The sequence below is a fragment of the Microbacterium sp. TPD7012 genome (assembly GCF_003075395.1).
Taxonomy (GTDB): Bacteria; Actinomycetota; Actinomycetes; order Actinomycetales; family Microbacteriaceae; genus Microbacterium.
In genome coordinates, this window is the sequence record NZ_QDFV01000001.1 from 174,144 (window position 1) to 197,313 (window position 23,170).

Below are 23,170 nucleotides of genomic sequence, written 5' to 3' on the forward strand. Positions count from 1 at the left end.
CCATGACGACGGTGGCGGTGCAGAGGCAGGCGCAGCGGCGCAGATCGCCTCTGGTCGGGTACCTGCTGCGGCGGGCCGGAACCTCCCTGCTCCTGCTGGTGGGCGTGACGATCGTCACGTTCGCGCTCACCAACCTGGTGCCGGGAGACCCGGTCTCGGCGGCGCTCGGTGAGGGCGCGTCGCAGAACCCGGCGACTCGCGAGGCCTTCATCAAGGCCAACGGACTCGACCAGCCGCTGTTCGTGCAGTACTTCATCTATATGGGGAACCTGCTCCGCGGGGACCTCGGCACGTCGCTGGTGACCGGTCGCCCGGTCACCAGCGACCTCGCCACCGCGGTGCCGGCGACGATCGAGATCGCGATCGGCGCGATCATCCTGAGCCTCGCGGTCAGCATCGTGCTCGGCACCCTCGCGGCCTACCGCCGCGGCCTCGTGACCGACCAGGTCATCCGCGTCGTGACGCTCGTCGGACTGAGCGTGCCGACCTTCTGGCTGGCGCTCGTCAGCTTCTACGTGTTCTTCCTCGAGCTGCGCATCGCGCCGGGGTCGGGGCGCATCTCGCCCTCGATCACCCCGCCGCCGCGGATCACGGGCCTCTACACCGTCGACTACCTCCTGAACGGCGACGGCGTCGGCTTCTTCGATGCACTCGCCCACCTCGCCCTCCCGGTGCTGGTGCTGTCGCTCGTCACGATCGGCCTGCTGACGCGCTTCATCCGCACCTCGGTGCTCGAGGTCCTGGGCAGCGACTACGTGCGCGCCGCACGGGCCAAGGGCCTTCCGGCCATGCGCGTCATCCTCGACTACGTGCTGCGCGGGGCCTCGCTGCCGATCCTCACGATCGTCGGCGTCGCCTTCGGCTCGCTGCTCTCCGGAACGGTCCTCGTCGAGTCGGTGTTCGCCTGGCCGGGCCTGGGCACCTACGCCTACAACTCGGCGGCCAACCTCGACCTCCCCGGCATCATGGGCGTCGGTCTCGTGGTCGGCGTCATCTACCTCCTCATCAACTTCGTCGTCGATCTCCTCTACGGCGTCCTGGACCCGAGAGTGAGGATCGCATGAGCCGCATCGCCGCCGCATCCCCGGCCGGGCGCTTCCGCTTCCGCTGGCCCCGCGCCTGGCGCACGCCGCTCGGCATCATCGGCACGGTCATCGCAGGTGCCTGGATCATCGTCGCCTTCACGGCGCAGTGGTGGGTGCCCTTCGGTCCGAACGCCCAGGTGCTGCCGCGTCTGCAGCCCCCGGGCATCGACACCCTCCTCGGCACCGACGGCAACGGCCGCGACATCTTCTCCCGGCTCATGACGGGCGCGACCGTGAGCCTCCCGCTCGCGCTCATGCTCGTGATCGCCGCGATGATCATCGGCACCGTGATCGGCGCGCTCGCCGGATACTTCGGCGGATGGCTCGATGAGACCCTCATGCGCATCACCGACCTGTTCATGGCGTTCCCGACGGTGATCCTCGCGATGGTCGTCGCGGCATCCCTCGGCCCGTCCCTGTTCAACGCGGTGATCGCGGCGATCGTCGTCTCGTGGCCGCAGTACTCGCGCGTCACGCGCAGCATCGTGCTCAGCCTGCGCGGTCAGAACTACGTGATCGCCGGTCGCCTCCTGGGGCACTCCCCGCTGCGCACGCTGTTCGTCGACATCCTCCCGAACATCGCCGGCCCCGTCCTGGTGCTCGCGACGCTCGACATCGGCGCGGCGATCCTGCTCCTGTCCGGACTCTCCTTCCTCGGCCTCGGCGCCCAGCCGCCCACGGCGGAGTGGGGCTCCATGATCTCGGGCGCGATGCAGAACTTCGACGCCTGGTGGCTCGGCGTCTTCCCCGGCCTCGCGATCCTCACGGTCGTGCTGGCGTTCAACTTCCTCGGAGACGCGATGCGCGACGTGCTCGACCCGACCGCCGAGGTCACGCACGAGAAGCAGGCCGAGCACAAGGCATCGGCCGGGGTGTCCGCATGACCGCCGGCACCGTCGAGGCACGGAACGCGACGCTCAGCATCCGCGATCTCACGATCGACATCGGCCGTCCGCTCGTGCGCGGCGTCTCTCTCGAGCTGCTGCCCGGTCGCATCCACGGCCTCGCCGGCGAATCGGGATCAGGCAAGACCCTGACCTCGCTCGCCGTGCTCGGGCTCCTGCCGCGACAGGCACGCACCGGCGGGTCGATCACCCTGGCGGGGGAGGAGCTGGTCGGCCTCGGCCGCCGTGCACTCAACCGCGTGCGAGGCAAGCGCATCGCGATGGTGTTCCAGGACCCTTCCGCATCGCTGCATCCGCAGCTGCCGGTCGGTCGGCAGCTCACCGACCACATGCGCGTGCACCTCGGGCTCAAGGGCGCGGCGGCGCGAGCGCGAGCGATCGAGCTGCTCGAGACCGTGCAGGTGCCGAATCCGACCGAGGCACTGGGGCGCTACCCGCACCAGTTCTCCGGCGGACAGCGTCAGCGCATCGCGATCGCCTGCGCCCTGGCATGCGACCCCGAGGTGCTGCTGGCCGACGAGCCCACCACCGCCCTCGACGTCACCGTGCAGGCCGGGATCCTGCAGCTGCTGCGCGACCTCGCGATCGAGCGGAACCTCGCGGTGCTGCTCGTCACGCACGACCTCGGCGTCATGAGCGCGATCGCCGATGAGGTCGCGGTGATGAAGGACGGCCGGGTCGTCGAGCTCGCCGACGGGGAGACGCTGTTCCGCGACCCCCAGCACGAGTACACGCGCACGCTGCTCGCGGCGCTCCCCGGATCGAAGATCGCGGATGCCGAGCTCGTCGAGCGAGCGGATGCCGAGATCACGGGTGAAGGGGATGCAGATGAGTGAGGTCGCCGTCCTCGACGCGCAGGACGTGGTCGTGCGCTACCCGGGCAACCCGCCCGTGATCGCGGTGAACGGGGTGTCGCTCCAGGTCGCGCCCGGCGAGACCGTGGCGCTCGTCGGCGAGTCCGGCAGCGGCAAGTCGAGCCTCGCGCGTGCCGTCGTCGGCATCGAGAAGACCGCGGCGGGAACCGTGCTCTTCCGCGACGCCCCCGTGTCGCCGCTCGGCATCCGCCGTCGGTCGACCGCGCTGACCGGCATCCAGATGGTGTTCCAGGACCCGTCGACCTCGCTGAACCCGCGTCGCCGCGTCGGCGACCAGATCGCCGACGGCATCGCGACCGCTCGCGCGCGCGGCGCCGAGGGGTCGACCGTGGCCGAGTGGCTGGAGCGGGTCGGTCTCCCCGCCGACGTCGCCTCGCGGTTCCCGCATCAGTTCTCCGGCGGGCAGAAGCAGCGCATCGCGATCGCCCGTGCGCTCGCGGCGCGTCCGTCGCTGCTCGTCGCCGACGAGCCGATCTCGGCGCTCGACGCCTCGACGCAGACCAGCGTGGCCGGCCTCATGCGGGACCTCGTGGCAGAGGCCGGAGCGGGGATGCTCTTCATCTCGCACGACCTCGCCGTGGTGCGACGCATCGCCGACCGCACCTTCGTGATGTTCGCCGGCCGCGTGCTGGAGTCGGGTCCGACCGATCAGGTGTGGTCGGCGCCGCAGCATCCGTACACCCGCGCGCTGCTCGCCGCGATCCCGGAGCCCGACGGCGCCGGACGCATCCCGGCAGCACCGTCGGTGGGCGACCGCACGGTCTGGGCCGAGGTCCCGCCCGTCCTGAACTGAGCGGGAACCGGCGGCCGGGGCTCACGGATCGCTGGGCGCCAGCTCCGTCGTCACACCAGAATCGAGTACCCGGTCGCGGCCGTCCGCGTACACGAGGTTGGCTTCGACATCGGGCGGGAGCACGGCCTGAACTGCTCGACTGGCTTCCAGTCGTGCGGGTTCACCTGCAGGCATGTCCTGTTGTGTGAGCACGTCGAAGCTGCACTCGGCGTCGCCGGGTGAGGCCGCCGGCGCTCGGACGGTGAAGACATAAGCCTCGTCACCGTAGAGTTCGACCACGAGGCTCTCGACCTGCTGGGAAATCGTCGTGCATTCCGCTCGAGCGACGCTCTCCCGAGTGTCCAACAGGATGAAGTCCTGGTCCGCCGCGTAGACGACCGTGACTTCCACGCCGCTGCTGAAGGTCTCCTCGAGAAGCGCCTGCAGCGTGCTTCGCAGATCGACTCGCGTCTGATCGTCGACCGCGAGGTCTTGACCGGTGAGCACGTCGAAACTGCACCAGACCTCGGCCTCGCCGGCCCACATTCTGTCGATCTGAGGCGCGTCGCCGTAGGCGGCGTCTACAGCTTCTTCGACCTCTTGCGAGAAGCTCTCGCACTCCGAACCCATCGCGTACTCGCCCCATTGGATGCAGCCAGAGGTACCCAACGCTGCCAGCAGAATGACCACCACTAGAGGAGCGCGATGTCGTCGCATGCTCATAACCTAGCCGCGCCTTCCTGTCGCGCCGCCTCGCCTCGACGGAGGCCTATGCTGACGGCGCGTGAACCTGATCGCGCGGGCCGAGGAATATCTGACGTGACTACTGATAGCGAGATCGTTCGACGATCGAGACACGAGGCGGCCGCGTTCGGCGAGCTGTTCGAGAGGCACGCCCGCGCCGTGGCGGGCTTCGCTTCTCGACGGGTCGGACCGGATGTCGCGGAAGACGTGCTCAGCGAGACGTTCCTCGTGGCGTTCCGCCGGCGCGCGAGCTTCGATCTCCGCGTCGATTCCGCGCGCCCGTGGCTGCTCGGCATCGCGACCCGGGTCATCCACCGACACCGCGCGAGCGAGGCCAAGCAGCTGCGGAGCCTGATCGCGCAGCAACCCGAGCGAGCGCTCCCCGACGACTCCGACGGTCTGTCGGACCGTCTCGACGCGAGTGCGGCGCTCCGGGAGCTGGCTCCTCGGGTCGCGGCACTGGCGAAGAAGGACCGCGACACCCTCTTCCTCTTCGCCTGGGGGGATCTGAGCTATGAGGAGACGGCGCAGGCTCTCGGCGTTCCGGTGGGAACCGTGAAGTCGCGCCTCAATCGCGTCCGTCGGCTGCTCGCGCCGGCGCGCGCGGCCGACCGGACATCAATCAACGCACTGCACTCATCGGAGGTCGAATATGGACATCTTGGATAGCGTTCGCGAACTCGGAGTGGAAGACCCCTCCGCCGGCATCGTCGGTGCGCGGAACTCGCTTCATCGGGCGATGGCCGGCGAGGGGCGCCGGCGACGTCGCCGTGGTCTCGGAATCGCATTCGGCACAGCAGGTGGCGTCCTCGGCGTCTCCGCGGTGGCAGCGGTCGTTGCGGGCACGTTCACCGTCGGCGCTGTCGTCGCGCCTCCGGCGTCGGCAGCGGAGACGATCGTCCTGAGTGCTGCCGCACAGCTCCGGGCGTCCGAGATACCGGCCGGCAAGTACCTGAAGACGACCGAGACGTTCGAGCAGGTCATGGGCTTCCACGGGCCGATGGAGGCGGAACCCTTCTCCTATGTGCTGCAGGACGCGACCGGCGTTCTGACGACGAGGTGGATCACGTCGACCTTCCTCTCGTCCGACCCCGAGGTCCCGCCGATCCTGGAGATGAGCGAGTATCAGCCTGTCGGGGCGAACGGCGACGTCCAGGCCGTAGAGGACGCGTGGAACTCCTACTACGGCTCGACCTATGGGCTCTGGGATGAGGTCATCGAAACTCCTCGCCCGTCGGCGGTGTTCCAGATGGATGGTGTCGCGCATGCCCGTCTGTGGAGCAACGATCTCTCGGAGTGGCAGGTGATCGACGACCCCGACGACTCTCGAATCGACGACTGGGGCACGTTCGCGACCGAGCCGCAGGAGTTCCTCGACGACGTCCTGGCGGAGCTCCCCGCCGGGACCACCGAGGAGAAGGCCATCGCCGTGGTCTTCGAGAGCCTGGTCACCGGCGACATCGCCACCGCCTCGGCCGCCTACCGCGCGGTGCTCCTCGGTGTGATCGCACTCTCGGACGGCCTGCACATCGAGTCGGTGGTGGGAACCGTCACCACTGTCCGCCTCGATGACGACCGGGCTCTGCGTCGACTCGTCTTCGACACGGAGACCGATCAGCTGCTGGAAGTGTCTCAGCATCTGACCGAGGCGTACGATGCCGGCCAGGACGTGCCGGTAGGCACGAGTCCGCTCGTCGAGGACGGAGCGCCGACGACCATCCGACGCTTCACGCACGAGATCGTCGACGCGCCCCCCGCGATCAACAGCGAGGGCTGACGGCTGCTCTGCACCGTCGCGTGCCCAGAAACACGGCGGGCCGAGGCATCAGCCTCGGCCCGCCTGTTCTCAGCTCCGGATCAGACCGGTGCGACGATGTCCTGCTTCACGTCCCACTCGGTGATCTCCATCGTGACCTCGACCGACTGGCCCTCGAGCGAGGCGGTGCTGGTCGACGCGAGGTTGATGTAGTCGGCGGTGACCTCGTACACGACCTGAACCTCGGTGCCCTGCTGCTCGACGGTGCCGCTGAGGAGGAAGACCTTCTGGCCGAGGCGTTCGCCGGTGCCGGTGACCGTGAAGTCACCCGTGATCGCTGCTGCGGCCGCGGCGGGGTCCAGGGCGGAGACGTCGGCGGCGGCGGCGCTGAGCGCGGCGATGATCGGGTCGCTCGACGCGGTGTCGGCGGCCTGCCATGCTCCATCGCCGGACTTCACCCAGACGTCGTCGCCGATCGCGATGACGGATCCGACGGGCGAGATCGACTCGAGGGCCTTCTCGGACGGGTTGAACTTCGCCTGGGTCTCCATGCCCATCACGGTGCTCGTCGCCGCGTATCCGGCGGTGTCCGACATGGCGTCGGCGATGCAGGTGCCGAGGGCCGTTCCGTCGACCGTCGCGCCATCCGACAGCTCGGGGCAATCCGAGGTCGGGGCTTCGGCTTCCTGCGAAGCTCCGGCGCTGGGCTTCGCGTCGGCGGGCTTGTCGGAGCCCCCGGCCGCGCAGCCGGTGAGCAGGACCGAGGCGGCGAGAATCACGCCGACCCCGAATTTGTTGACGCGCATGGCGTCCCCCCTTCGGTCGTATGCCCCGATGACGGTCATCGAGGCACGGCTTCCAGCATGCCAAATGTTTCGCATCTCCTCGGACACCGAGGCCGGGTACCGCTCCCCATGGCGGTCGACGGATGCGCCAAGAGCAGGGCGTCGATAAGCTTAGCCAACCCTTACTTCGACGAACAGGTTCGCCATGTCCTTCACACGCACGAGGGCGCTCACCGCCTTCCTCGCCGTCGCCGTCGCCGCGGCGGCCCTCACCGCCTGCGCGCCCGCCGCTGAGAACGGCGGCGGTACGGCACCCGCAGCCGACGACGGGGCCTTCCCCGTCACGGTCGAGCACGCCTACGGCGAGACCGAGATCTCCGCGCAGCCCCAGCGAGTGGTCACGGTCGGCTACACCGAGCAGGACACGCTCTGGGCGCTGGGCATCGAGCCCGTCGGCGTCACCGAGTGGTATGGCGGATACGACTTCGCCTCGTGGCCGTGGGCGGACGAGGCCCGCGGCGACTCCGAGCCCGAGGTGCTCGGCACCAGCGACGGACTGGACTTCGAGGCGATCGCGCTGCTCGACCCCGACCTCATCATCGGCACCAACGCCGGCATGACGGAAGAGGACTTCGACCGCCTGTCCGACATCGCGCCGACGATCGCGCACTCGGGCGACTACTCGATGTACTTCGAGCCGTGGGACGTGCAGACGCTGCAGATCGGCAAGGCCGTCGGCCGCTCGGAGGACGCGCAGAGGCTCGTCGACGACATCGACGCGCAGTTCGCCGAAGCCGCCGAGGCGCACCCCGAGTTCGCCGGCGCCTCGGTCGTGTTCCTGCAGAACGCGATCTACGACGGCGCGGCGATCGCCTACCAGGACGGTCTCAGCACCGACTTCCTCACCGACCTCGGCTTCTCGATCCCGTCGGAGATCGACGCCTACGCGCCGGAGGACGAGTCCGGTGGCCAGGCGTACATCCCGGTCGAGAACCTCGACGTGCTGAACGCGGCCGACGTGCTCATCTGGGGCACTGAGTCCGACGACGACATCACCGCCCTCGAGGGCGAGGCCTTCGTGACGGCGGTCGAGGCGATGAAGAGGGGCTCTGTGGTCTACACCGACGGCGTGACGGCCGGTGCGATCTACTTCACCTCGCCGCTGAGCCTTCCGTACGTGATCGACGCCCTCGTGCCGGCTCTCGCAGACGCCATCGCGGGGAACGGTCCCGCGCGCACCGCGGAGTGACCTCTCCCGCACGCACACGACGCGATCCGTCCCGGTCATCCGCCGGGCGGATCGCGCTCGTCGTCGTGCTCGCCACCGCCGCGCTCATCGTGACGGCAGGCATCGGCCTCACCGTCGGCACCAAGCTCGTCGGCATCGACACCGTGATCGATGCGAACGTGCGCTTCGACGGCAGCGACCTGCAGCTCGTGGTGCGGGAGTCCCGCATCCCGCGCACGGTGTTCGGCATCCTCGTCGGTCTCGCCCTCGGCGCCGCGGGCGCCGTGATGCAGGGGCTCACCCGAAACGCGCTCGCCGACCCCGGCATCCTCGGGGTCAATGCGGGTGCCTCGGTCGCGGTCGCCGTCGCGGTCGCGGCGCTCGGGATCGACGACTTCCCGGCACTCATGGCCGCCGCGCTCGCCGGAGCGCTCGTCGCCACCATCGGCGTCGTCCTGCTGGGAGCGGCGGGCGGCGGCAGCCCGGTCACGCTCGTGCTGGCGGGCGTCGCCCTCGCGGCGGTGCTCGGCGGCGTGACCACGGCCCTCGTGCTGCTCAACCCGACCGCGTTCCTGCAGATGCGCAGCTGGGAGTCCGGCGCCCTCGCCGGTCGCGACCTGTCGATCCTGACGGTCGCCGGCCCGACGATCGCCGTGGGACTCGTGCTCGCCCTCGCGATCACGAGGAGCCTCGACGTGCTCGCCCTGGGCGACGACACGGCCGCTGCCCTCGGAGTCAGGATCGGACCGCTGCGGACCGGCGCGGTGGCCTCGGTCACGCTCCTCGCCGGAACCGCGACCGCCGTCGCCGGACCCGTCGCGTTCCTCGGGCTCGCCGCACCCCACATCGCCCGAGGCGTCGTCGGCTCCTCCCAGAAGGCGATCGTGCCTCTCGCCGCCGTGATCGGCGCGATCGTCGTGGTGCTCGGCGATGTGGTCGGGCGCGTCGTCATCGCGCCGCAGGAGGTACCGGTCGGCATCGTCATGGCCTTCGTCGCCGCGCCGTTCCTGATCTGGATCGGCCGCCGGAAGAACCCGGTGCAGCTGTGAACGCCTCGTCGCGGCCCGGCATCCGTCGCCTCCGTCGTCCGCTCGATCGACGCGCGCGCTGGGCGTTGGGCCTCCTCGGCGTCGCCGTGCTGGCCTCGTTCCTCGCGAGCCTGTCGATCGGCGACCGCGTGATCTCTCCGATCCGTGTCATCGAGGCCCTGTTCGAGACGCAGGGGGGCGTGCGCATGGTCGTCGTCGACTGGCGGCTGCCCCGCGCGCTCGCCGCACTGTTCTTCGGCGCGGCCCTGGCGTTGTCGGGCACCGTGTTCCAGACCATCACCCGCAACCCGCTCGGCAGTCCCGACGTGATCGGGCTCACCACCGGCGCCTACACCGGCGCCCTCATCGTCATGACCACCGGCGGCTCGTCGGGTGTCGCCGTGTCGATCGCCGCGATCCTCGGCGGCTTCGCGACCGCGGCACTGGTCGCCGCGCTCGTCGCCGGCAGAGGCGCCCTCGGCTATCGCATCGTCATCGTCGGCATCGGGGTGAGCGCCGTGCTTGGGGCCGTGAACGCCTGGATGCTGCTGCGCGCCAGACTCGAGGTCGCCGTCTCCGCCGCCATCTGGGGTGCGGGATCGCTCAACGGCGTCGGGTGGGCGCAGGCGATCGCTCCGATCATCATCGTGTCAGCGCTGATCGTCGTCCTCGTGCTGTCGCGCCGCGGGCTCTGGCTCATCGAGCTGGGCGACGACATCGGCACGAGCCTCGGCGGACGGATCGCCCTCACGAAGGCGGGACTCGTCGCCATCGCGGTCGCTCTGTGCGCCGTCGTCACGGCCGCGATCGGCCCCATCGCCTTCGTCGCCCTCGCCGCGCCCCACCTGGCGAGGCTCATCGTGAAGAACGGCCCACTCCATCTCGTCGCCACGGCACTGATGGGAGCGGTACTGCTGTCGCTGGCCGACATCATCGGGCAGAACGCCTTCCCGGGGCGCGCGCTGCCCGTCGGCGTGGTGACTCTCGTGCTCGGCGGCGTCTACCTCATCTTCCTCGTCGTGCGCACGGCCCGGCGGCGCTTCTGAGCACGCGTTCGCGACGGGCGCGCGCTTCCGCTAGACTGACGAGGTTGTCTGCCTTCTGGCGGACACGTTCACACACCCTCCTGCTTCCGCGAGATACGCGGAAGCCGTTCTAGTCCGAAGGAGGTGGGTAAGTGACGCACCAGTACGAACTCATGGTCATTCTGACCCCCGAGATCGACGAGCGCCAGGTCGCACCTACGCTCGACAAGTTCCTGAAGGTCATCACCAACGATGGTGGCTCGATCGACAAGGTCGACATCTGGGGTAAGCGCCGTCTGGCCTACGAGATCCAGAAGAAGAACGAGGGCATCTACGCCGTCGTCAACTTCACCGCTACCAGCGAGGCCACGCAGGAGCTCGACCGTCAGCTGAAGCTGAACGAGCAGATCATGCGCACCAAGGTCCTCCGTTCGGAAGAGGCTCAGGCGATGGTCGCATTCGAGGCCAAGCGCACCGAAGAGAAGGCTGCCCGCAAGGCCGCCAAGGCTGCGAAGGCCTAAGCGCCATGGCCGGCGAAACCGTCATCACCGTGGTGGGAAACCTCACGGCCGACCCCGAGCTGCGCTACACGCAGAACGGGCTGCCGGTGGCGAACTTCACCATCGCATCGACGCCTCGGAACTTCGACCGTGCCGCGAACGAGTGGAAGGACGGCGATGCGCTGTTCCTCCGTGCGTCCGTGTGGCGCGAGTTCGCCGAGCACGTGGCGGGCTCGCTGACGAAGGGCATGCGCGTCATCGCGCAGGGTCGCCTCCGTCAGCGCTCCTACCAGGACCGCGAGGGCAACCAGCGCACCGCGATCGAGCTGGAGGTCGACGAGATCGGCCCCTCGCTCCGGTACGCGACCGCGCAGGTCACCCGTGCGGCGTCGACCGGCGGTGCCGGTGGTGCCGGCGGCGGACAGTCCCGTCCCGCGCAGCAGCAGGTGTCGGAGGAGCCGTGGTCCACGCCCGGCTCGTCGACCAGCGCGGATGCCTGGAGCACTCCCGGCAGCTTCGGCGACGACACTCCCTTCTAAACTCATCTCCCGCGGTCTGAGCCGGGGCCCATGGGCCCCTGAGCTTGTCGAAGGGCCGCTCATCATTAAGGAAAACCAATGGCTGGAAAGTCGAGCGGCGACCGCCGCAAGCCGCGGAAGGGTGGCAAGCCCACCGCTCCCGCGAAGTCCATCCGGGTCGGTGTCATCGATTACAAGGATGTCGCCACCCTCCGCAAGTTCGTCTCGGAGCGCGGCAAGATCCGCGCCCGTCGTATCACCGGTGTCTCGGTGCAGGAGCAGCGTCTGATCGCCACGGCGATCAAGAACGCGCGCGAAATGGCGCTCCTGCCCTACGCTGGCGCCGGCCGGTAAGGGGTATCGAGATGGCAAAGCTGATTCTCACGAACGAGGTCGCAGGTCTGGGTAGCGCCGGTGACGTCGTCGAGGTCAAGAACGGGTACGCCCGCAACTTCCTCATCCCGCAGGGCTTCGCTACGGCGTGGACCCGCGGTGGCGAAAAGCAGGTCGCTTCGATCCAGGCCGCGCGTCAGGCACGCGCGATCCACGATCGTGACGACGCTGTCGCACTGAAGAACGCTCTCGAGGGCACCAAGGTGCGCCTGACGGTCAAGGCCGGCAAGGAAGGTCGTCTCTTCGGCTCGGTCAAGACCGAGCACGTCGCCGACGCCGTCGCGGCTGCCGGCATCGGCACGATCGACAAGCGCAAGGTGCAGATCACCTCGCCGATCAAGTCGACGGGTGACCACGAGGCCACCGTTCGTCTGCACGACGACGTGACCGCGGTCATCACGCTGCAGGTCGTCGCCGCCAAGTAGTTCCCGGTGGGCCACTGAGCCCGTCGAAGTGCGCCCCCTGTTCTCCGGCTTCTGCCGGGACAGGGGGCGTTCTGCGTGTCGGGACCTGCGCGCCGGAAGGGCGGATGCCGTTCACGCCCCGGCTGCGCGCGCGAAGCGCTCGGACAGCCGTCGCGCCTCCGCCGCGAGCGCGGGAGTGCCGGCGACCGAGAAATCCAGGTCGAGCATGCTGAGGTGTCGCAGCAGCGCGGCCGGGTCGTCGGACCCGCTCTCGAGCACGCACGACTGCTCATCCCGCGCGGTGACCACGCCCGCCGCTCTCGGCAGCCGCTCGGCGACGACGTCTGCCGACGCGTGGATCACGACCGTGGCACGGAACTCCCAGGGGGCGGAGGCCACGCCGCGATCGACGTGGTCGGCTGCGCCTTCTGCCGGCAGTTCGCGAGGGGTGAAGCGTCGCCCCAGAGGGATGCGCGGGGTGAGCCGGTCGACGCGGAAGGTGCGCCAGTCGTCGCGCTCGAGGTCGAAGGCGAGCAGATACCAGCGCCCGGCGCGCAGGGCGAGTCGGTACGGTTCGACGATGCGCCGCGACTCGGTCTCGGAGTGGGTGCGGTAGTCGAACCGCAGTTGCACGGTGTCGCGGCAGGCAGAGGCCAGCGTGAGGAGCACGTCAGGGTCCACGGCGGGTCCATGGCCGGGAACCGGGACGACCGTCGACTGCAGCGTCGTGATGCGATGCCGGAGGTGCGAGGGCAGCACCTGGTACATCTTGGCCAGTGCGCGGAGAGAGGCCTCCTCGAGGTCGGCGATCGACCCGTCGGCCGCTGCCGTGCTGAGCCCGAGGGCCACGGCGATCGCCTCGTCGTCTTCCAGGAGGAGAGGGGGGAGGGCCGCCCCGGCGCCGAGCTGATAGCCGCCGGCCACTCCCGGCGTGCTCGTGATCGGGTAGCCGAGGGCGCGGAGCCTCTCGACGTCCGCGCGGATCGTGCGGGTCGAGACCTCGAGCCGCTCCGCCAGAACACGCCCGGGCCAGAACGGGCGAACCTGCAGGAGGGACAGGATCTGGAGCAGTCGTTCTGACGTCTTCAACATGTTCTCAGTCTCTTCCTGATTGCGGAAGCGAACGTTCCGCAATGGATTCTACTGTCAGATCATGACGAACGACACGAGCAGCATCCGCCCTTTCCGCATCGAGGTCACCGATCAGGATCTCGACGATCTCCACGAGAGGATCACGCTGGCACGCTGGCCCCGTGACCTCGATGGCACCGGCTGGGATCGGGGTATCCCGGTCAGCTACCTCCGCCCGCTGGCCGAGTACTGGCGTGACAGCTTCGACTGGCGAGCGCAGGAGACCCGACTGAACGAGCTGCCGCAGTTCGTCACCGAGGTCGATGGTCAGCAGATCCACTTCGTGCATGTCCACTCGGCCGTGCCCGGAGCCCGGCCGCTCCTGCTCCTGCACGGCTGGCCGAGCTCCTTCGTCGAGTTCCTCGATGTGATCGGACCGCTCACCGACCCGCTGGCGCACGGAGGGCGCGAGGAGGATGCCGTGCACGTCGTCATCCCATCGCTCCCCGGCTACGGGTTCTCGACGCTGGCCGATGCCGGGTGGGGCGATCTCTTCCGCATCGCCGGAGCCATGGCCGAGGTGATGACGCGACTGGGCTACGACCGTTTCCTCGCCCAGGGCACCGACGTCGGCTCGGGGATCGTCGGGATGCTGCCGATGGCGGCGCCGGGGCGGGTCATCGCGACCCACGTCAACGGTCCCAGCCCCTTCCCGCTCGGGCCGGCCCTCCCCGTCGACGCCCTGCCGGAGGGAGAGCGCGAGCGCGTTGTGCGGTTCAACAGGTTCCGGGAAGACGGCGCCGGCTACCTGCACATCCAGGCCACGCGACCGCAGACGATCTCGTACGGGCTCACCGACTCTCCGATCGCGCAGCTCGCGTGGATCGTCGAGAAGTTCCAGGAGTGGACCGATCCGTCGGCGGCTCTCCCGGGGGATGCCGTCGACATCGACCGCCTGCTCACCACGGTGAGCATCTTCTGGTTCACGCAGTCGGGCTGGTCATCGGCGCATGCACTCCACGAGGGCATGCAGGTGTATCGCGCTTTCGCTGCAGCTGCGGCCGGCGGCGCGGCGGGCGATGGCGCAGAGGAGCACGCCGGCGATGGCGCCTGGGGTGAGGAGAGCGGCGGGTCGGGTGGCTGGCAGGCGCCCCCGATGCCACCGGCCGCCGCGTCGATCTTCGCTGCGGATCTCTCCGTGCGCAGCGCGGTCGATCCGGCATCCGCCTTCGACTCCTGGACCGAGCACGATGCCGGCGGGCATTTCCCCGCGATGGAGGTGCCGGAGCTCCTGGTCGCCGACCTCCGCCGGTTCTTCGACGGATGCCGCTGATCATGCGGACACCGATGCTCACCGACCGCGCCCTCAACCGGGCACTCCTCGCGCGGCAGCTCCTGCTCGAGCGGTCCGACGACTCCGTGGTGGACACGGTCCGTCTGCTGGTCGGGATGCAGGGGCAGGCGCCGCTCGCGCCCTACGTCGGTCTGTGGTCGCGGTTGGAGGGCTTCGCGGCGGAGGAGCTGGCGGACGCGCTCGAGGACCGGCGCGTGGTGCGCGCGACACTGATGCGCGGCACCGTGCATCTGGTGACCGTCGATGATGCGCTGGCACTGAGGCGGCTCGTGGAACCCGCGATCGTCCGAGGGTTCCGTGGCGGCTTCACCGGGAGGCTCACGAGCGCGCAGGAGTCGGAGGTGATCGCGGTGGGGCGCGAGCTGCTGCGCGAAGCGGCGCGCACGCGGACCGATTTGCGCCGCGCGTTCCAGGAGCGCTGGCCGCACCTCGATGCGGATGCCATGGCGTATGCCATCAGCTACCTCGTGCCCACGGTGCAGCCGACGCCGCGAGGCATGTGGGGGAGGCCGCAGGGCGCGCCGCAGCTGGCGCTGCTGGAGTCGTGGGTCGGGCGTCCGCTGGACACCGCACCGTCGATCGATGCCGTCGTGCTCCGCTACCTCGCGGCGTTCGGACCGGCGAGTGTCAACGACGCTCAGACCTGGTCGGGGCTCACGGGACTCCGTGAGGTGTTCGACCGGCTCACCCCGCAGTTGCGGGTCTTCGTCTCCGAGAGCGGGCAGGTGCTGTACGACGTGGCCGATGGACCGCGCCCCGATGCCGAGCATCCGGCACCACCGCGGTTCCTCCCGGAGTACGACAACGTGCTCTTCTCCCACCGGGATCGTGCGCGCATCATCGACACGCCGCAGCGCGTGCCGCTGCCTCCGGGCAAGGGAGCCAGGGAAGGCACCTTCCTCAGCGACGGGTTCCTGCGCGGGACTTGGCGGGTGGATGCCGGTGTGCTCCGGATCCGTCCGGATCAGGCCCTGCCGGCGGTGGCCGCCGACGATCTCCTCGCCGAGGCGCGGAGGCTCGCCGCGTTCCTGGGCGCGCCGGCGGTGGATCTCGCCGACGAACGCACGACTCACTGAGAACCTGCCGTCCCGAGGGCGTGACGGATGCCCCGTGGTTGCGCCACGGGGCATCCGCGCGCCGGCGCGAGAGCGGACGGCGAGCCGTTCGCACTGGCCGCGCCGACGCACCGGCGGTGCGGAGCCTCCTCCCCCGAGGACGAGCGCACCGCCGGCGTCTGCGCTACGCCGTCGTGCGACGGCGGAGCAGGCCCGCTCCTCCGAGGAGGAGCAGGAGTGCGGCGAGTGCGACCAGACCGGAGGCGGTGGCGCCGCCGGTCATGGCGAGGCCTTCCGCTGCGCCGGCTGCCGAAACGGCCGTGGCCGCCCCGGATGCCGGACCGCTTCCCGGCGTCGTGCCCGGGTCGGTTCCGGGGTCGGTTCCGGGGTCAGTCCCGGGGTCGGTTCCGGGATCCGTTCCAGGGTCAGTGCCGGGGTCGGTTCCCGGGTCCGTTCCGGGGTTCGTCCCAGGTCCGGTGACGGTGCTCTCTCCGACCACCGCGATGGCGTTGCCGCCGACGGTGATCGGGATGCTCACCGGGAGCACGACCTGGCTGCCGCCGAGAAGCCCTCCCAGTCCGGACGTATCGATCCCGCCGACGGCAGGGACCGCCGGTGCCGGGGCTGCACCTGCTCCGCCGGTCACCGCGCTGGTGCCGAGGACCGAGACGGCGTTGCCGAGCACCGAGACGGGTGCCGTGACGGGTGCCACGACCTGCGTGCCGCCGGCGAGCGAGTCATCCCCGCCCGTCGACGCGTCACCGCCGGATGCCGGTGCCGGGGCTGCACCTGCTCCGCCGGTCACCGCGCTGGTGCCCAGGACCGAGACGGCGTTGCCGAGCACCGAGACGGGTGCCGTGACGGGAGCGACGACCTGCGTGCCGCCGGCGATGCCGTCGGTGCCGGAGGTCTCCGCATCGGCGGGAGCGCCCGCCTGACCACCGGAGGGCGCTGCGCCCGGCGAACCCGTGACCGTGCTGTCGCCACCGATCGCGATCGCGTTGCCGACGGCGGAGATGGGTGCGCTGACCGGCGCCACCACCTGGGTGCCGCCGAGGATCGAGTCGTCTCCCGACGTCGTCCCCTCCGCCGCGGGCGCGGCGCCCGCCGTCGGTTCGCCCGAGGACGATCCGGAGGCCGCGCTCTCCCCGAGCACGGAGATGGCGTTGCCGCCGACCGTGATCGGTGCGGTGACCGGTGCGACCACCTGGGTGCCGCTGGCGACGGCATCCGTTCCGTCGGTCTCGGCGGCCACGGGCGTCGTCGCTGCAGGGGCCGGTGCCGCGGATCCCTGCGTCGTCGCGCTGCTTTCACCGAGGACCGAGACGGCGTTGCCCGACACGGTGATCGGGATGTCGACCTGCAGCACCGCCTGCGTGCCCGAGAGCACGCCGTCGATGCCGCTGGTCGTCACGGACGGCACCCCGGCGGCGGGAGTCGAGGCCTGGGGAGCCTCGCTCTGGGAAGCCGCGGCCGGGGTGCTGGTCGAGGAGGTTCCGAGAACGCTCACCGCGTTGTCCGTCACGGTGACGGGGACGGTGACGGACACCACGGCCTGGGAGCCGGATGCCGCGCCCGAGTCGCCGCTCGTGTCCGCCGCGGGTGCGGGGGCAGGAGGCGGAGGAGTGGGCGCGGCGTCGTCGGCGGGTGCCGGAGCGGATGCCTCGGCGGTGGAGGTGCCGAGCACCGAGATCGCGTTGTCGACGATCGTGATCGGCGCGGTGACCACGGCCACCGCCTGTGTGCCGGAGAGAAGGCTGTCGTCTCCGGATGTCTCGGCCGCGTTGGCGACCGTCGCGCCGCAGAGCGTGATGCCCCCGGCGATGAGCGTGCCCCACAGGGCCCGCTTCAGATAGGTACGCATGATGATTCTCCTGACTGGACTGGGGGAGTCTGGATGGGTGCGGGCGAAGTGCGCGCGCAGCACAGCATCTGCCGTCCTCGGGGTGAGGGCGGCGCGACTGTCAGTCAGTCAGGAGAGACGTCGGTGGCGAAGACCGGCGACGTCGGCAGGGCGTCGTCGGATGCACCGGCAGCCCGCTCCCAGGCACGGAGCGGAGACGCGCCGACGTCGCTGACGCGAGCGTGGGCGCTGCTGTTCCCTCCGCCGGGACCGGCGAAGGAGGAAGGCGTTCCAGGACCTCCTGGCGGGGCGCCGGAGGACGGCCCGGAGGGCGCGTCCGACGCCCCGCGCTCGCTCACAGTGCCCCTGGGGATGGTAGCGGGGACTACGGGCGAAGCGGAGGCGAGCGCGGGGGTCGTGGACGGGAGAGCGCGGGCGGATGCCGTGGCAGTCACGAGCTGCGCGGCGGAGCCGGCACCCGGTGCCGCGGGTTCGGCCGGAACGGATGCTGTCGGGTCCAGGCTCACGAGGATCGGCGGCACGGTCTCCTCCGCCGCCTCGCCGATCACGCCGGTCGCGGTGTCGACGATGCCGATGACGTCACGGACCAGGTCGGCGGCGCCGACGTCGTCGACGAGTTCTCCGACGATCGGGAGGCCGGTGACGGCATCCAGGATCGGGTCGGTGATCTGCGCGACGGGAGCGCGTGTGAGAGCGTCGGTGACCGGTGCGACCGCGTTCTGCGCCGTCTGGGACACCGCCTGGACGATCGGTGCGGCGATTTCTCCGAGAAGCGGGACCTCGGTGGCGATGCTGGTGACCGTGCTCACGACGGCGGGTGCCTCCTGCTGCACGGGAGCGACGACGGTCGTGACGACGGGGGCGACCACCTCGGTCACGACGGGGGCGACCACGTCGGAGAGGACGGGGGTCGTGACGGCCGACACCGTCTCGCCGACGATCGACGTGAGCCCGTCGAGCGGGCCGTCGGACTGCTCGTCGGCGTGCGCTGTGCCTCCGCCGGCGACGACGGTGAGCGTCGCCCAGGCGAGCGCGACGAGACCGCCCCATTTGACGGCGGTGGGGATGCCGCGTCGGGTGGCCCGAACGTTCACGTCAACCTCCCCCTCTGAAGGCAACGCACCATCGACACGAACGTGCGTCGATGGGCCGACGATACTCGCGCTTAAGGCGGTTGTCCAGGGCTATTTCGCGCAGCCGCGAACGCTCATCGCGCGATGACGCGCCCGGCAGAATCTCGGCTTGACTTTCCCCAGGTTCTGCACATGTCGTCCCGTGACGGCAAAACCTTCAATCAACCCTTGAACCCGGTTCTCATCCACAGGCTGGGGAATCGAGAAAACCCAGGTCAGCGCGATTAAGAAAACCGATATGCGATGCCATCCACCGGGTTATCCACACCGGTTCTACACAGACACTCCGGCTTTGTCCGCACGCTCTCCACAGGGTTATCCACAGGCTGTGTTGCACCCGAATCATGCCGCTCGTACCGTGGTCGAGCGACCGAATGTCGGGGGCTCCTGATTCGCTGTGCACGGCGGCCGGAACGGCCGGACGGACACGGCTCCGCCCTCCGGGGCGGCGCATTCGGAAACGTCGCATCGAAGGGAAAAGCGTGTCGATCGCGGACATCTCAGAGGAGCGCCTGGGAGGGCAGCGCCCGCCCGAGCGCACGCCTCCGCACGACCTCCTCGCCGAGCAGAGCGCGCTGGGCGGCATGCTGCTGTCGAAAGACGCCGTCGCCGACGTGATCGAGACCCTCAAGGGCGCCGACTTCTACATCCCGAAGCACGAGCTGATCTTCGAGGCGATCTTGTCGCTGTACTCGCACGGCGAGCCGACCGACGTCGTGGCCGTCACCGATGAGCTCATCAAGACCGGCGAGCTGGGCCGGGCCGGCGGCGCCGACTACCTGCACACGCTCACCTCGATCGTCCCGACCGCGGCGAACGCCGGGTACTACGCGGGGATCGTCAACGAACGAGCCATCCTCCGTCGCCTGGTCGACGCGGGCACGCGCATCGTGCAGCTCGGGTATGCCGGTGAGGGCGACGCGACCGACATCGTCAACAACGCCCAGGCCGAGATCTACTCGGTCACCGGAACCGAGACGGCCGAAGACTACGTGCCGCTGACCACGGCCGTCGATGCGGCGATCGAGGAGATCGAGGCCGCGAACGGCCGCGACGGCTCGATGACCGGCATCCCGACCGGGTTCAAAGAGCTCGACGAGCTCACCAACGGCCTTCACGGTGGTCAGATGATCGTCGTCGCGGCCCGTCCCGCCATGGGTAAGTCGACGCTCGCGCTCGACTTCGCCCGCGCGGCATCCATCGGCCACGACTTCCCGTCGATCTTCTTCTCTCTCGAGATGGGCAAGAGCGAGATCGCGATGCGTCTGCTCAGCGCCGAGGGCGGCATCCCGCTGCAGAACATGCGCAAGGGAACGCTCGACCCGCGCGACTGGACCACCGTCGCCGCGACCCGTGGTCGCATCAACGACGCGCCCCTCTACATCGATGACAGCCCCAACATGACGCTCGTGGAGATCCGCGCCAAGTGCCGTCGTCTCAAGCAGCGCGAGGGCCTGCGCATGGTCATCATCGACTACCTGCAGCTCATGACGTCGGGAAAGCGTGTCGAGTCGCGTCAGCAGGAGGTCTCCGAGTTCTCGCGAAGCCTCAAGCTCATCGCGAAGGAGCTGCAGGTCCCCGTCATCGCACTGTCGCAACTGAACCGTGGTCCCGAGCAGCGTCAGGACAAGAAGCCCGCGATCAGCGACCTGCGTGAGTCCGGCTCGATCGAGCAGGATGCCGACATGGTCATCCTGCTGCACCGCGACTCGGTCTACGACAAGGATGTGCGTCCCGGCGAGGCCGACCTCATCGTCGCCAAGCACCGTAACGGTCCGACCGCCACGATCACCGTGGCGTTCCAGGGCCACTACTCGCGCTTCATGGACATGGCCCCGGGCGGCGACTTCAACTGAGTCGTCGTCGTCGCCGTCGCGGCGCCGCCGCTACTTCGCGACGAGCGTGGTCTCGAAGCTGTACATGTCGGGCCGGTAGCAGTGGTGGCCGAACTCGAAGGCCTTTCCCGATGCGTCGTAGGCGACGCGTTCCATGGTGAGGACGGGGCCGCCCTTGTCGATGTCGAGCAGGGCGCTCTCGTCTCCCTGCGCGCGACGGGCGCCGATGCGCTGGTTCGCGACGCGGATGATGACGCCGCGCGTCCGGAGGATCTGGTAGAGCCCCCGTGCCTCGAGCTGCTCCGTCGTGATGTCGGAGAACTCCAGCGGAAGGTAGTTGGTCAGGAGTGCGACAGGCACCCCGTCCGTGGAGCGCTGCCGGCGCAGGTGCACGAGGTCGGAGCCGACAGCGACGCCGAGTGCCTCGGCCATCGCGGCATCCGCTGGGCGGGTGTCGTGTTCGAGCACCCGCGTGCCGGGCTCGTGGTGAGAGCCCTGCAGGTCCTCGTAGAGGCTCGTCAGCTCCACCTGTCGGGTCACCTGTCCCTGCACGACCTGGGTGCCGATCCCGCGACGGCGGACGAGGAGTCCCTTGTCGACGAGCTCCTCCATCGCGCGACGGATCGTCGGTCGCGACAGTCCCAGCCTCTTCGCGATCGCGATCTCATTCTCGAGACGCGCGCCCGGTGCGATCTCGCCGGAGCGGATGGCCCGCTCCATCGCGGACGACACCTGGAAGTAGAGCGGGACCGGCCCCGTGCGATCCAGCGACGCCAGCAGCTCGTCCAGTTGCACCACGTCGTCTGTCATCTGTCCGACCCACCCTCGCGTTATTGACACGACAATCTAACATGGGTGCCCTTATGTCCGGTAACCGATCCATCGACCTCTTGCGATGGACTCGGCTTGTGCTATTGTCAGGACAATTGATTCCACGACGCGGATCCCCAGACGCCGCAGAGAGTTGTACACCGGAGTATGACCGAGAACCTTTCCCCGCTCGACCTGCTGGCTTTCGGCCGGCTCGGCGTCGACATCTACCCGCTCCAGGCCGGCGTCGGTCTCGAGGACGTGGCGACCTTCGGGAAGTACCTCGGCGGCAGCGCCGCCAATGTCTCGGTCGCCGCAGCACGCTACGGACTTTCAGTCGCCCTCGTCTCCGGCGTCGGGGACGACCCCTTCGGCCGCTATCTCCTGCGGGAACTCGACCGGCTGGGGGTCGATCCGCGCTACGTCGCCGTCGATCCGTCGCTGCCGACGCCGGTGACCTTCTGCGAGATCTTCCCTCCGGACGACTTCCCGCTCTACTTCTATCGCGAGCCCAAGGCGCCCGATCTGAACATCGATCCCGCGGGCGTCGATCTGGACGCCGTGCGCACAGCGCGGATCCTGTGGTTCACGGCCACGGGGCTCAGCCAGGAGCCGAGCCGAGCCGCTCATCACACCGCCCTGCGCGCCCGGACAGCGGGAACGACAGTGTTCGACCTCGACTACCGGCCCATGTTCTGGACGGATGCCGCGTCCGCGAGTGCGGAGGTCGGGCGCGCACTCGAGTCCGCGACCGTCGCCGTGGGGAATCGCGAGGAATGCGAGATCGCAGTCGGCGAGACGGAACCGCAGCGAGCAGCGGATGCACTGCTCGAGCGCGGCGTCGAGCTCGCGATCGTCAAGCAGGGTCCCAAGGGGGTTCTCGCCAAGACCCGTGACGAGACGGTCGAGGTCCCTCCTCATCCGGTGGACGTCCTCAACGGTCTCGGTGCCGGCGATGCGTTCGGCGGCGCGCTGTGTCACGGACTCCTCTCTGGATGGGATCTCGAACGCACCCTGCGCTTCGCGAATGTCGCGGGGGCGATCGTGGCATCACGACTCGAATGCTCCACCGCGATGCCGACCGAAGACGAGGTCTCGGCCCTGATCCAGGCCGGAGAGCGCTGATGACTCCGCAGTTCCTCACACCCGAGGCCTTCGAACGTCTCCGCGATGCGCGCGCATCGGCGCCGCAGACCGTGGCCGAAGCGCTGGCTCGTCGCCGTCGCCGCGATGTGCTCCGCGGAGATGGCCGGCTGTTCATCGTCGCGGCGGACCATCCTGCGCGTGGTGCTCTCGCCGTCGGCGCGAACCCGTCCGCCATGGCGGACCGTTACGACCTGCTCGACCGGCTCGCCCTCGCGCTCAGCCGCCCGGGCGTCGACGGCGTTCTCGGTACCCCCGACATCATCGACGACCTCGCCGTGCTCGGCCTGCTCGACGACAAGATCATCGTCGGTTCGATGAACCGAGGTGGCCTGCGCGGCGCATCCTTCGAGATGGACGACCGGATGACGGCATACGACGTTCCCGGAATGGTCGACGCCGGCATCGACGTCGCCAAGACCCTCCTGCGGGTCAACCTCGATGATGCCGGCACATCTCCGACCCTCGCCGCGATGGCCGATGTCGTCACGCAGGCCGCGGCGGCGAGGCTCCCGATCATGCTCGAGCCTTTCCTGAGTCGATGGGTCGACGGCCGTATCGTGAACGACCTGTCGACGGATGCGGTGATCCTGTCGATCGCGATCGCCTCCGGTCTCGGCTCGTCGAGCGCGTACACGTGGATGAAGCTCCCCGTCGTGGAAGGCATGGAGCGCGTCATGGCTGCGACGACGATGCCGACCCTCCTGCTCGGCGGCGACTCGGGGGTCGACCCCGACGAGACGTTCGCCGCATGGGAGGACGCGCTGTCTCTCCCCGGGGTGCGAGGACTCACTGTCGGTCGCACTCTTCTCTATCCGCCCGACGGCGACGTCGCCGCAGCCGTGGACATCGCTGCCGGCCTCGTCCACCCATCCCGCTGACCCGAA

Annotated in this window: 24 protein-coding genes; 18 read left to right on the plus strand and 6 right to left on the minus strand. The window is 69.5% G+C overall.

All coding sequences use genetic code 11. The features are described from left to right. The first annotated feature begins 2 nt into the window (after positions 1-2). From DC434_RS00845 to DC434_RS00860, 4 genes are read left to right on the plus strand one after another with little or no spacing between them, the layout of a single operon-like run. A complete protein-coding gene (locus tag DC434_RS00845) occupies positions 3-1,064 on the plus strand; it encodes an ABC transporter permease (RefSeq protein WP_116633388.1) in 1,062 nt (353 codons plus the stop codon). Further along, positions 1,061-1,969 (plus strand): ABC transporter permease, encoded by a 909-nt coding sequence (locus DC434_RS00850; protein ID WP_116633389.1) that lies wholly within the window; start codon positions 1,061-1,063, stop codon positions 1,967-1,969. Before DC434_RS00845 ends, DC434_RS00850 begins: the two co-directional genes overlap by 4 nt. Further along, on the plus strand, positions 1,966-2,826 hold the full coding sequence (locus tag DC434_RS00855; protein ID WP_116633390.1) for an ABC transporter ATP-binding protein: 861 nt from the start codon (positions 1,966-1,968) through the stop codon (positions 2,824-2,826). The genes DC434_RS00850 and DC434_RS00855 overlap by 4 nt, the downstream gene beginning before the upstream one ends. Continuing rightward, complete coding sequence (locus DC434_RS00860; protein WP_116633978.1) at positions 2,819-3,658, plus strand: ATP-binding cassette domain-containing protein; 840 nt, start codon at positions 2,819-2,821, stop codon at positions 3,656-3,658. Before DC434_RS00855 ends, DC434_RS00860 begins: the two co-directional genes overlap by 8 nt. 21 nt (positions 3,659-3,679) lie before the next feature. Here DC434_RS00860 and DC434_RS00865 read toward each other — a convergent pair whose 3' ends face one another. After that, positions 3,680-4,327 (minus strand): hypothetical protein, encoded by a 648-nt coding sequence (locus DC434_RS00865; protein ID WP_133192757.1) that lies wholly within the window; start codon positions 4,325-4,327, stop codon positions 3,680-3,682. A 129-nt stretch (positions 4,328-4,456) separates the two neighbouring features. Between DC434_RS00865 and DC434_RS00870 the strand changes: the two genes are divergently transcribed. Together DC434_RS00870 and DC434_RS00875 are read left to right on the plus strand one after the other, a co-directional pair. Continuing rightward, positions 4,457-5,050: an RNA polymerase sigma factor gene (locus DC434_RS00870; RefSeq protein ID WP_116633392.1), complete on the plus strand. Its 594-nt coding sequence runs from the start codon at positions 4,457-4,459 to the stop codon at positions 5,048-5,050. After that, on the plus strand, positions 5,034-6,158 hold the full coding sequence (locus tag DC434_RS00875) for a hypothetical protein (protein ID WP_133192758.1): 1,125 nt from the start codon (positions 5,034-5,036) through the stop codon (positions 6,156-6,158). The genes DC434_RS00870 and DC434_RS00875 overlap by 17 nt, the downstream gene beginning before the upstream one ends. An 80-nt stretch (positions 6,159-6,238) precedes the next feature. On the opposite strand, the gene DC434_RS00880 is transcribed toward DC434_RS00875, so the two are convergent. Continuing rightward, on the minus strand, positions 6,239-6,943 hold the full coding sequence (locus tag DC434_RS00880; RefSeq protein WP_243408742.1) for a hypothetical protein: 705 nt from the start codon (positions 6,941-6,943) through the stop codon (positions 6,239-6,241). A 184-nt stretch (positions 6,944-7,127) separates the two neighbouring features. Between DC434_RS00880 and DC434_RS00885 the strand changes: the two genes are divergently transcribed. From DC434_RS00885 to rplI, 7 genes are all read left to right on the plus strand, one after another. After that, positions 7,128-8,171 (plus strand): iron-siderophore ABC transporter substrate-binding protein, encoded by a 1,044-nt coding sequence (locus tag DC434_RS00885; RefSeq protein ID WP_116633395.1) that lies wholly within the window; start codon positions 7,128-7,130, stop codon positions 8,169-8,171. Next, positions 8,168-9,199: an iron chelate uptake ABC transporter family permease subunit gene (locus DC434_RS00890; protein ID WP_116633396.1), complete on the plus strand. Its 1,032-nt coding sequence runs from the start codon at positions 8,168-8,170 to the stop codon at positions 9,197-9,199. Before DC434_RS00885 ends, DC434_RS00890 begins: the two co-directional genes overlap by 4 nt. Continuing rightward, positions 9,196-10,224: an iron chelate uptake ABC transporter family permease subunit gene (locus DC434_RS00895; RefSeq protein ID WP_116633397.1), complete on the plus strand. Its 1,029-nt coding sequence runs from the start codon at positions 9,196-9,198 to the stop codon at positions 10,222-10,224. The genes DC434_RS00890 and DC434_RS00895 overlap by 4 nt, the downstream gene beginning before the upstream one ends. 131 nt (positions 10,225-10,355) lie before the next feature. Next, the gene (gene rpsF, locus DC434_RS00900; RefSeq protein ID WP_042541520.1) at positions 10,356-10,724 is read left to right on the plus strand and encodes a 30S ribosomal protein S6; all 369 of its coding nucleotides are present in this window, start codon (positions 10,356-10,358) and stop codon (positions 10,722-10,724) included. A 5-nt stretch (positions 10,725-10,729) separates the two neighbouring features. Next, positions 10,730-11,242, plus strand: coding sequence for a single-stranded DNA-binding protein (locus DC434_RS00905; RefSeq protein WP_116633398.1), 513 nt, complete (start codon positions 10,730-10,732; stop codon positions 11,240-11,242). A 78-nt stretch (positions 11,243-11,320) separates the two neighbouring features. After that, positions 11,321-11,575 (plus strand): 30S ribosomal protein S18, encoded by a 255-nt coding sequence (rpsR, locus tag DC434_RS00910; RefSeq protein WP_017829850.1) that lies wholly within the window; start codon positions 11,321-11,323, stop codon positions 11,573-11,575. An 11-nt stretch (positions 11,576-11,586) separates the two neighbouring features. Next, positions 11,587-12,039, plus strand: coding sequence for a 50S ribosomal protein L9 (rplI, locus tag DC434_RS00915; protein ID WP_116633399.1), 453 nt, complete (start codon positions 11,587-11,589; stop codon positions 12,037-12,039). A gap of 111 nt (positions 12,040-12,150) precedes the next feature. Here the strand turns inward: rplI and DC434_RS00920 are convergent, their stop codons facing one another. Then, positions 12,151-13,110, minus strand: coding sequence for a transcriptional regulator (locus DC434_RS00920; protein ID WP_116633400.1), 960 nt, complete (start codon positions 13,108-13,110; stop codon positions 12,151-12,153). Between the two features lie 61 nt (positions 13,111-13,171). On the opposite strand from DC434_RS00920, the gene DC434_RS00925 reads away from it, so the two are divergent. Both DC434_RS00925 and DC434_RS00930 read left to right on the plus strand, forming a co-directional pair. Beyond that, positions 13,172-14,422: an epoxide hydrolase gene (locus DC434_RS00925; RefSeq protein ID WP_116633401.1), complete on the plus strand. Its 1,251-nt coding sequence runs from the start codon at positions 13,172-13,174 to the stop codon at positions 14,420-14,422. A gap of 2 nt (positions 14,423-14,424) precedes the next feature. Further along, positions 14,425-15,519, plus strand: a complete 1,095-nt coding sequence (locus DC434_RS00930; protein WP_165807960.1) for a winged helix DNA-binding domain-containing protein — start codon at positions 14,425-14,427, stop codon at positions 15,517-15,519. Between the two features lie 163 nt (positions 15,520-15,682). On the opposite strand, the gene DC434_RS00935 is transcribed toward DC434_RS00930, so the two are convergent. Further along, on the minus strand, positions 15,683-17,362 hold the full coding sequence (locus DC434_RS00935) for a chaplin family protein (RefSeq protein ID WP_116633403.1): 1,680 nt from the start codon (positions 17,360-17,362) through the stop codon (positions 15,683-15,685). Between the two features lie 104 nt (positions 17,363-17,466). Continuing rightward, entirely contained in the window at positions 17,467-18,456 is a 990-nt protein-coding gene (locus DC434_RS00940; protein WP_243408743.1) for a hypothetical protein, read from the minus strand. Between the two features lie 521 nt (positions 18,457-18,977). Here DC434_RS00940 and dnaB point away from each other — a divergent pair. Continuing rightward, a complete protein-coding gene (dnaB, locus tag DC434_RS00945; RefSeq protein WP_116633405.1) occupies positions 18,978-20,351 on the plus strand; it encodes a replicative DNA helicase in 1,374 nt (457 codons plus the stop codon). A 30-nt stretch (positions 20,352-20,381) separates the two neighbouring features. Here dnaB and DC434_RS00950 read toward each other — a convergent pair whose 3' ends face one another. Then, positions 20,382-21,140 carry a GntR family transcriptional regulator gene (locus DC434_RS00950; protein WP_116633406.1) on the minus strand — a complete coding sequence of 253 codons (759 nt, stop codon included), beginning with the start codon at positions 21,138-21,140 and terminating at the stop codon, positions 20,382-20,384. Between the two features lie 168 nt (positions 21,141-21,308). On the opposite strand from DC434_RS00950, the gene iolC reads away from it, so the two are divergent. Beyond that, positions 21,309-22,265 (plus strand): 5-dehydro-2-deoxygluconokinase, encoded by a 957-nt coding sequence (iolC, locus tag DC434_RS00955; RefSeq protein ID WP_116633407.1) that lies wholly within the window; start codon positions 21,309-21,311, stop codon positions 22,263-22,265. Next, positions 22,265-23,164: a deoxyribose-phosphate aldolase gene (locus DC434_RS00960; protein WP_116633408.1), complete on the plus strand. Its 900-nt coding sequence runs from the start codon at positions 22,265-22,267 to the stop codon at positions 23,162-23,164. The genes iolC and DC434_RS00960 overlap by 1 nt, the downstream gene beginning before the upstream one ends. Positions 23,165-23,170: the final 6 nt, after the last annotated feature.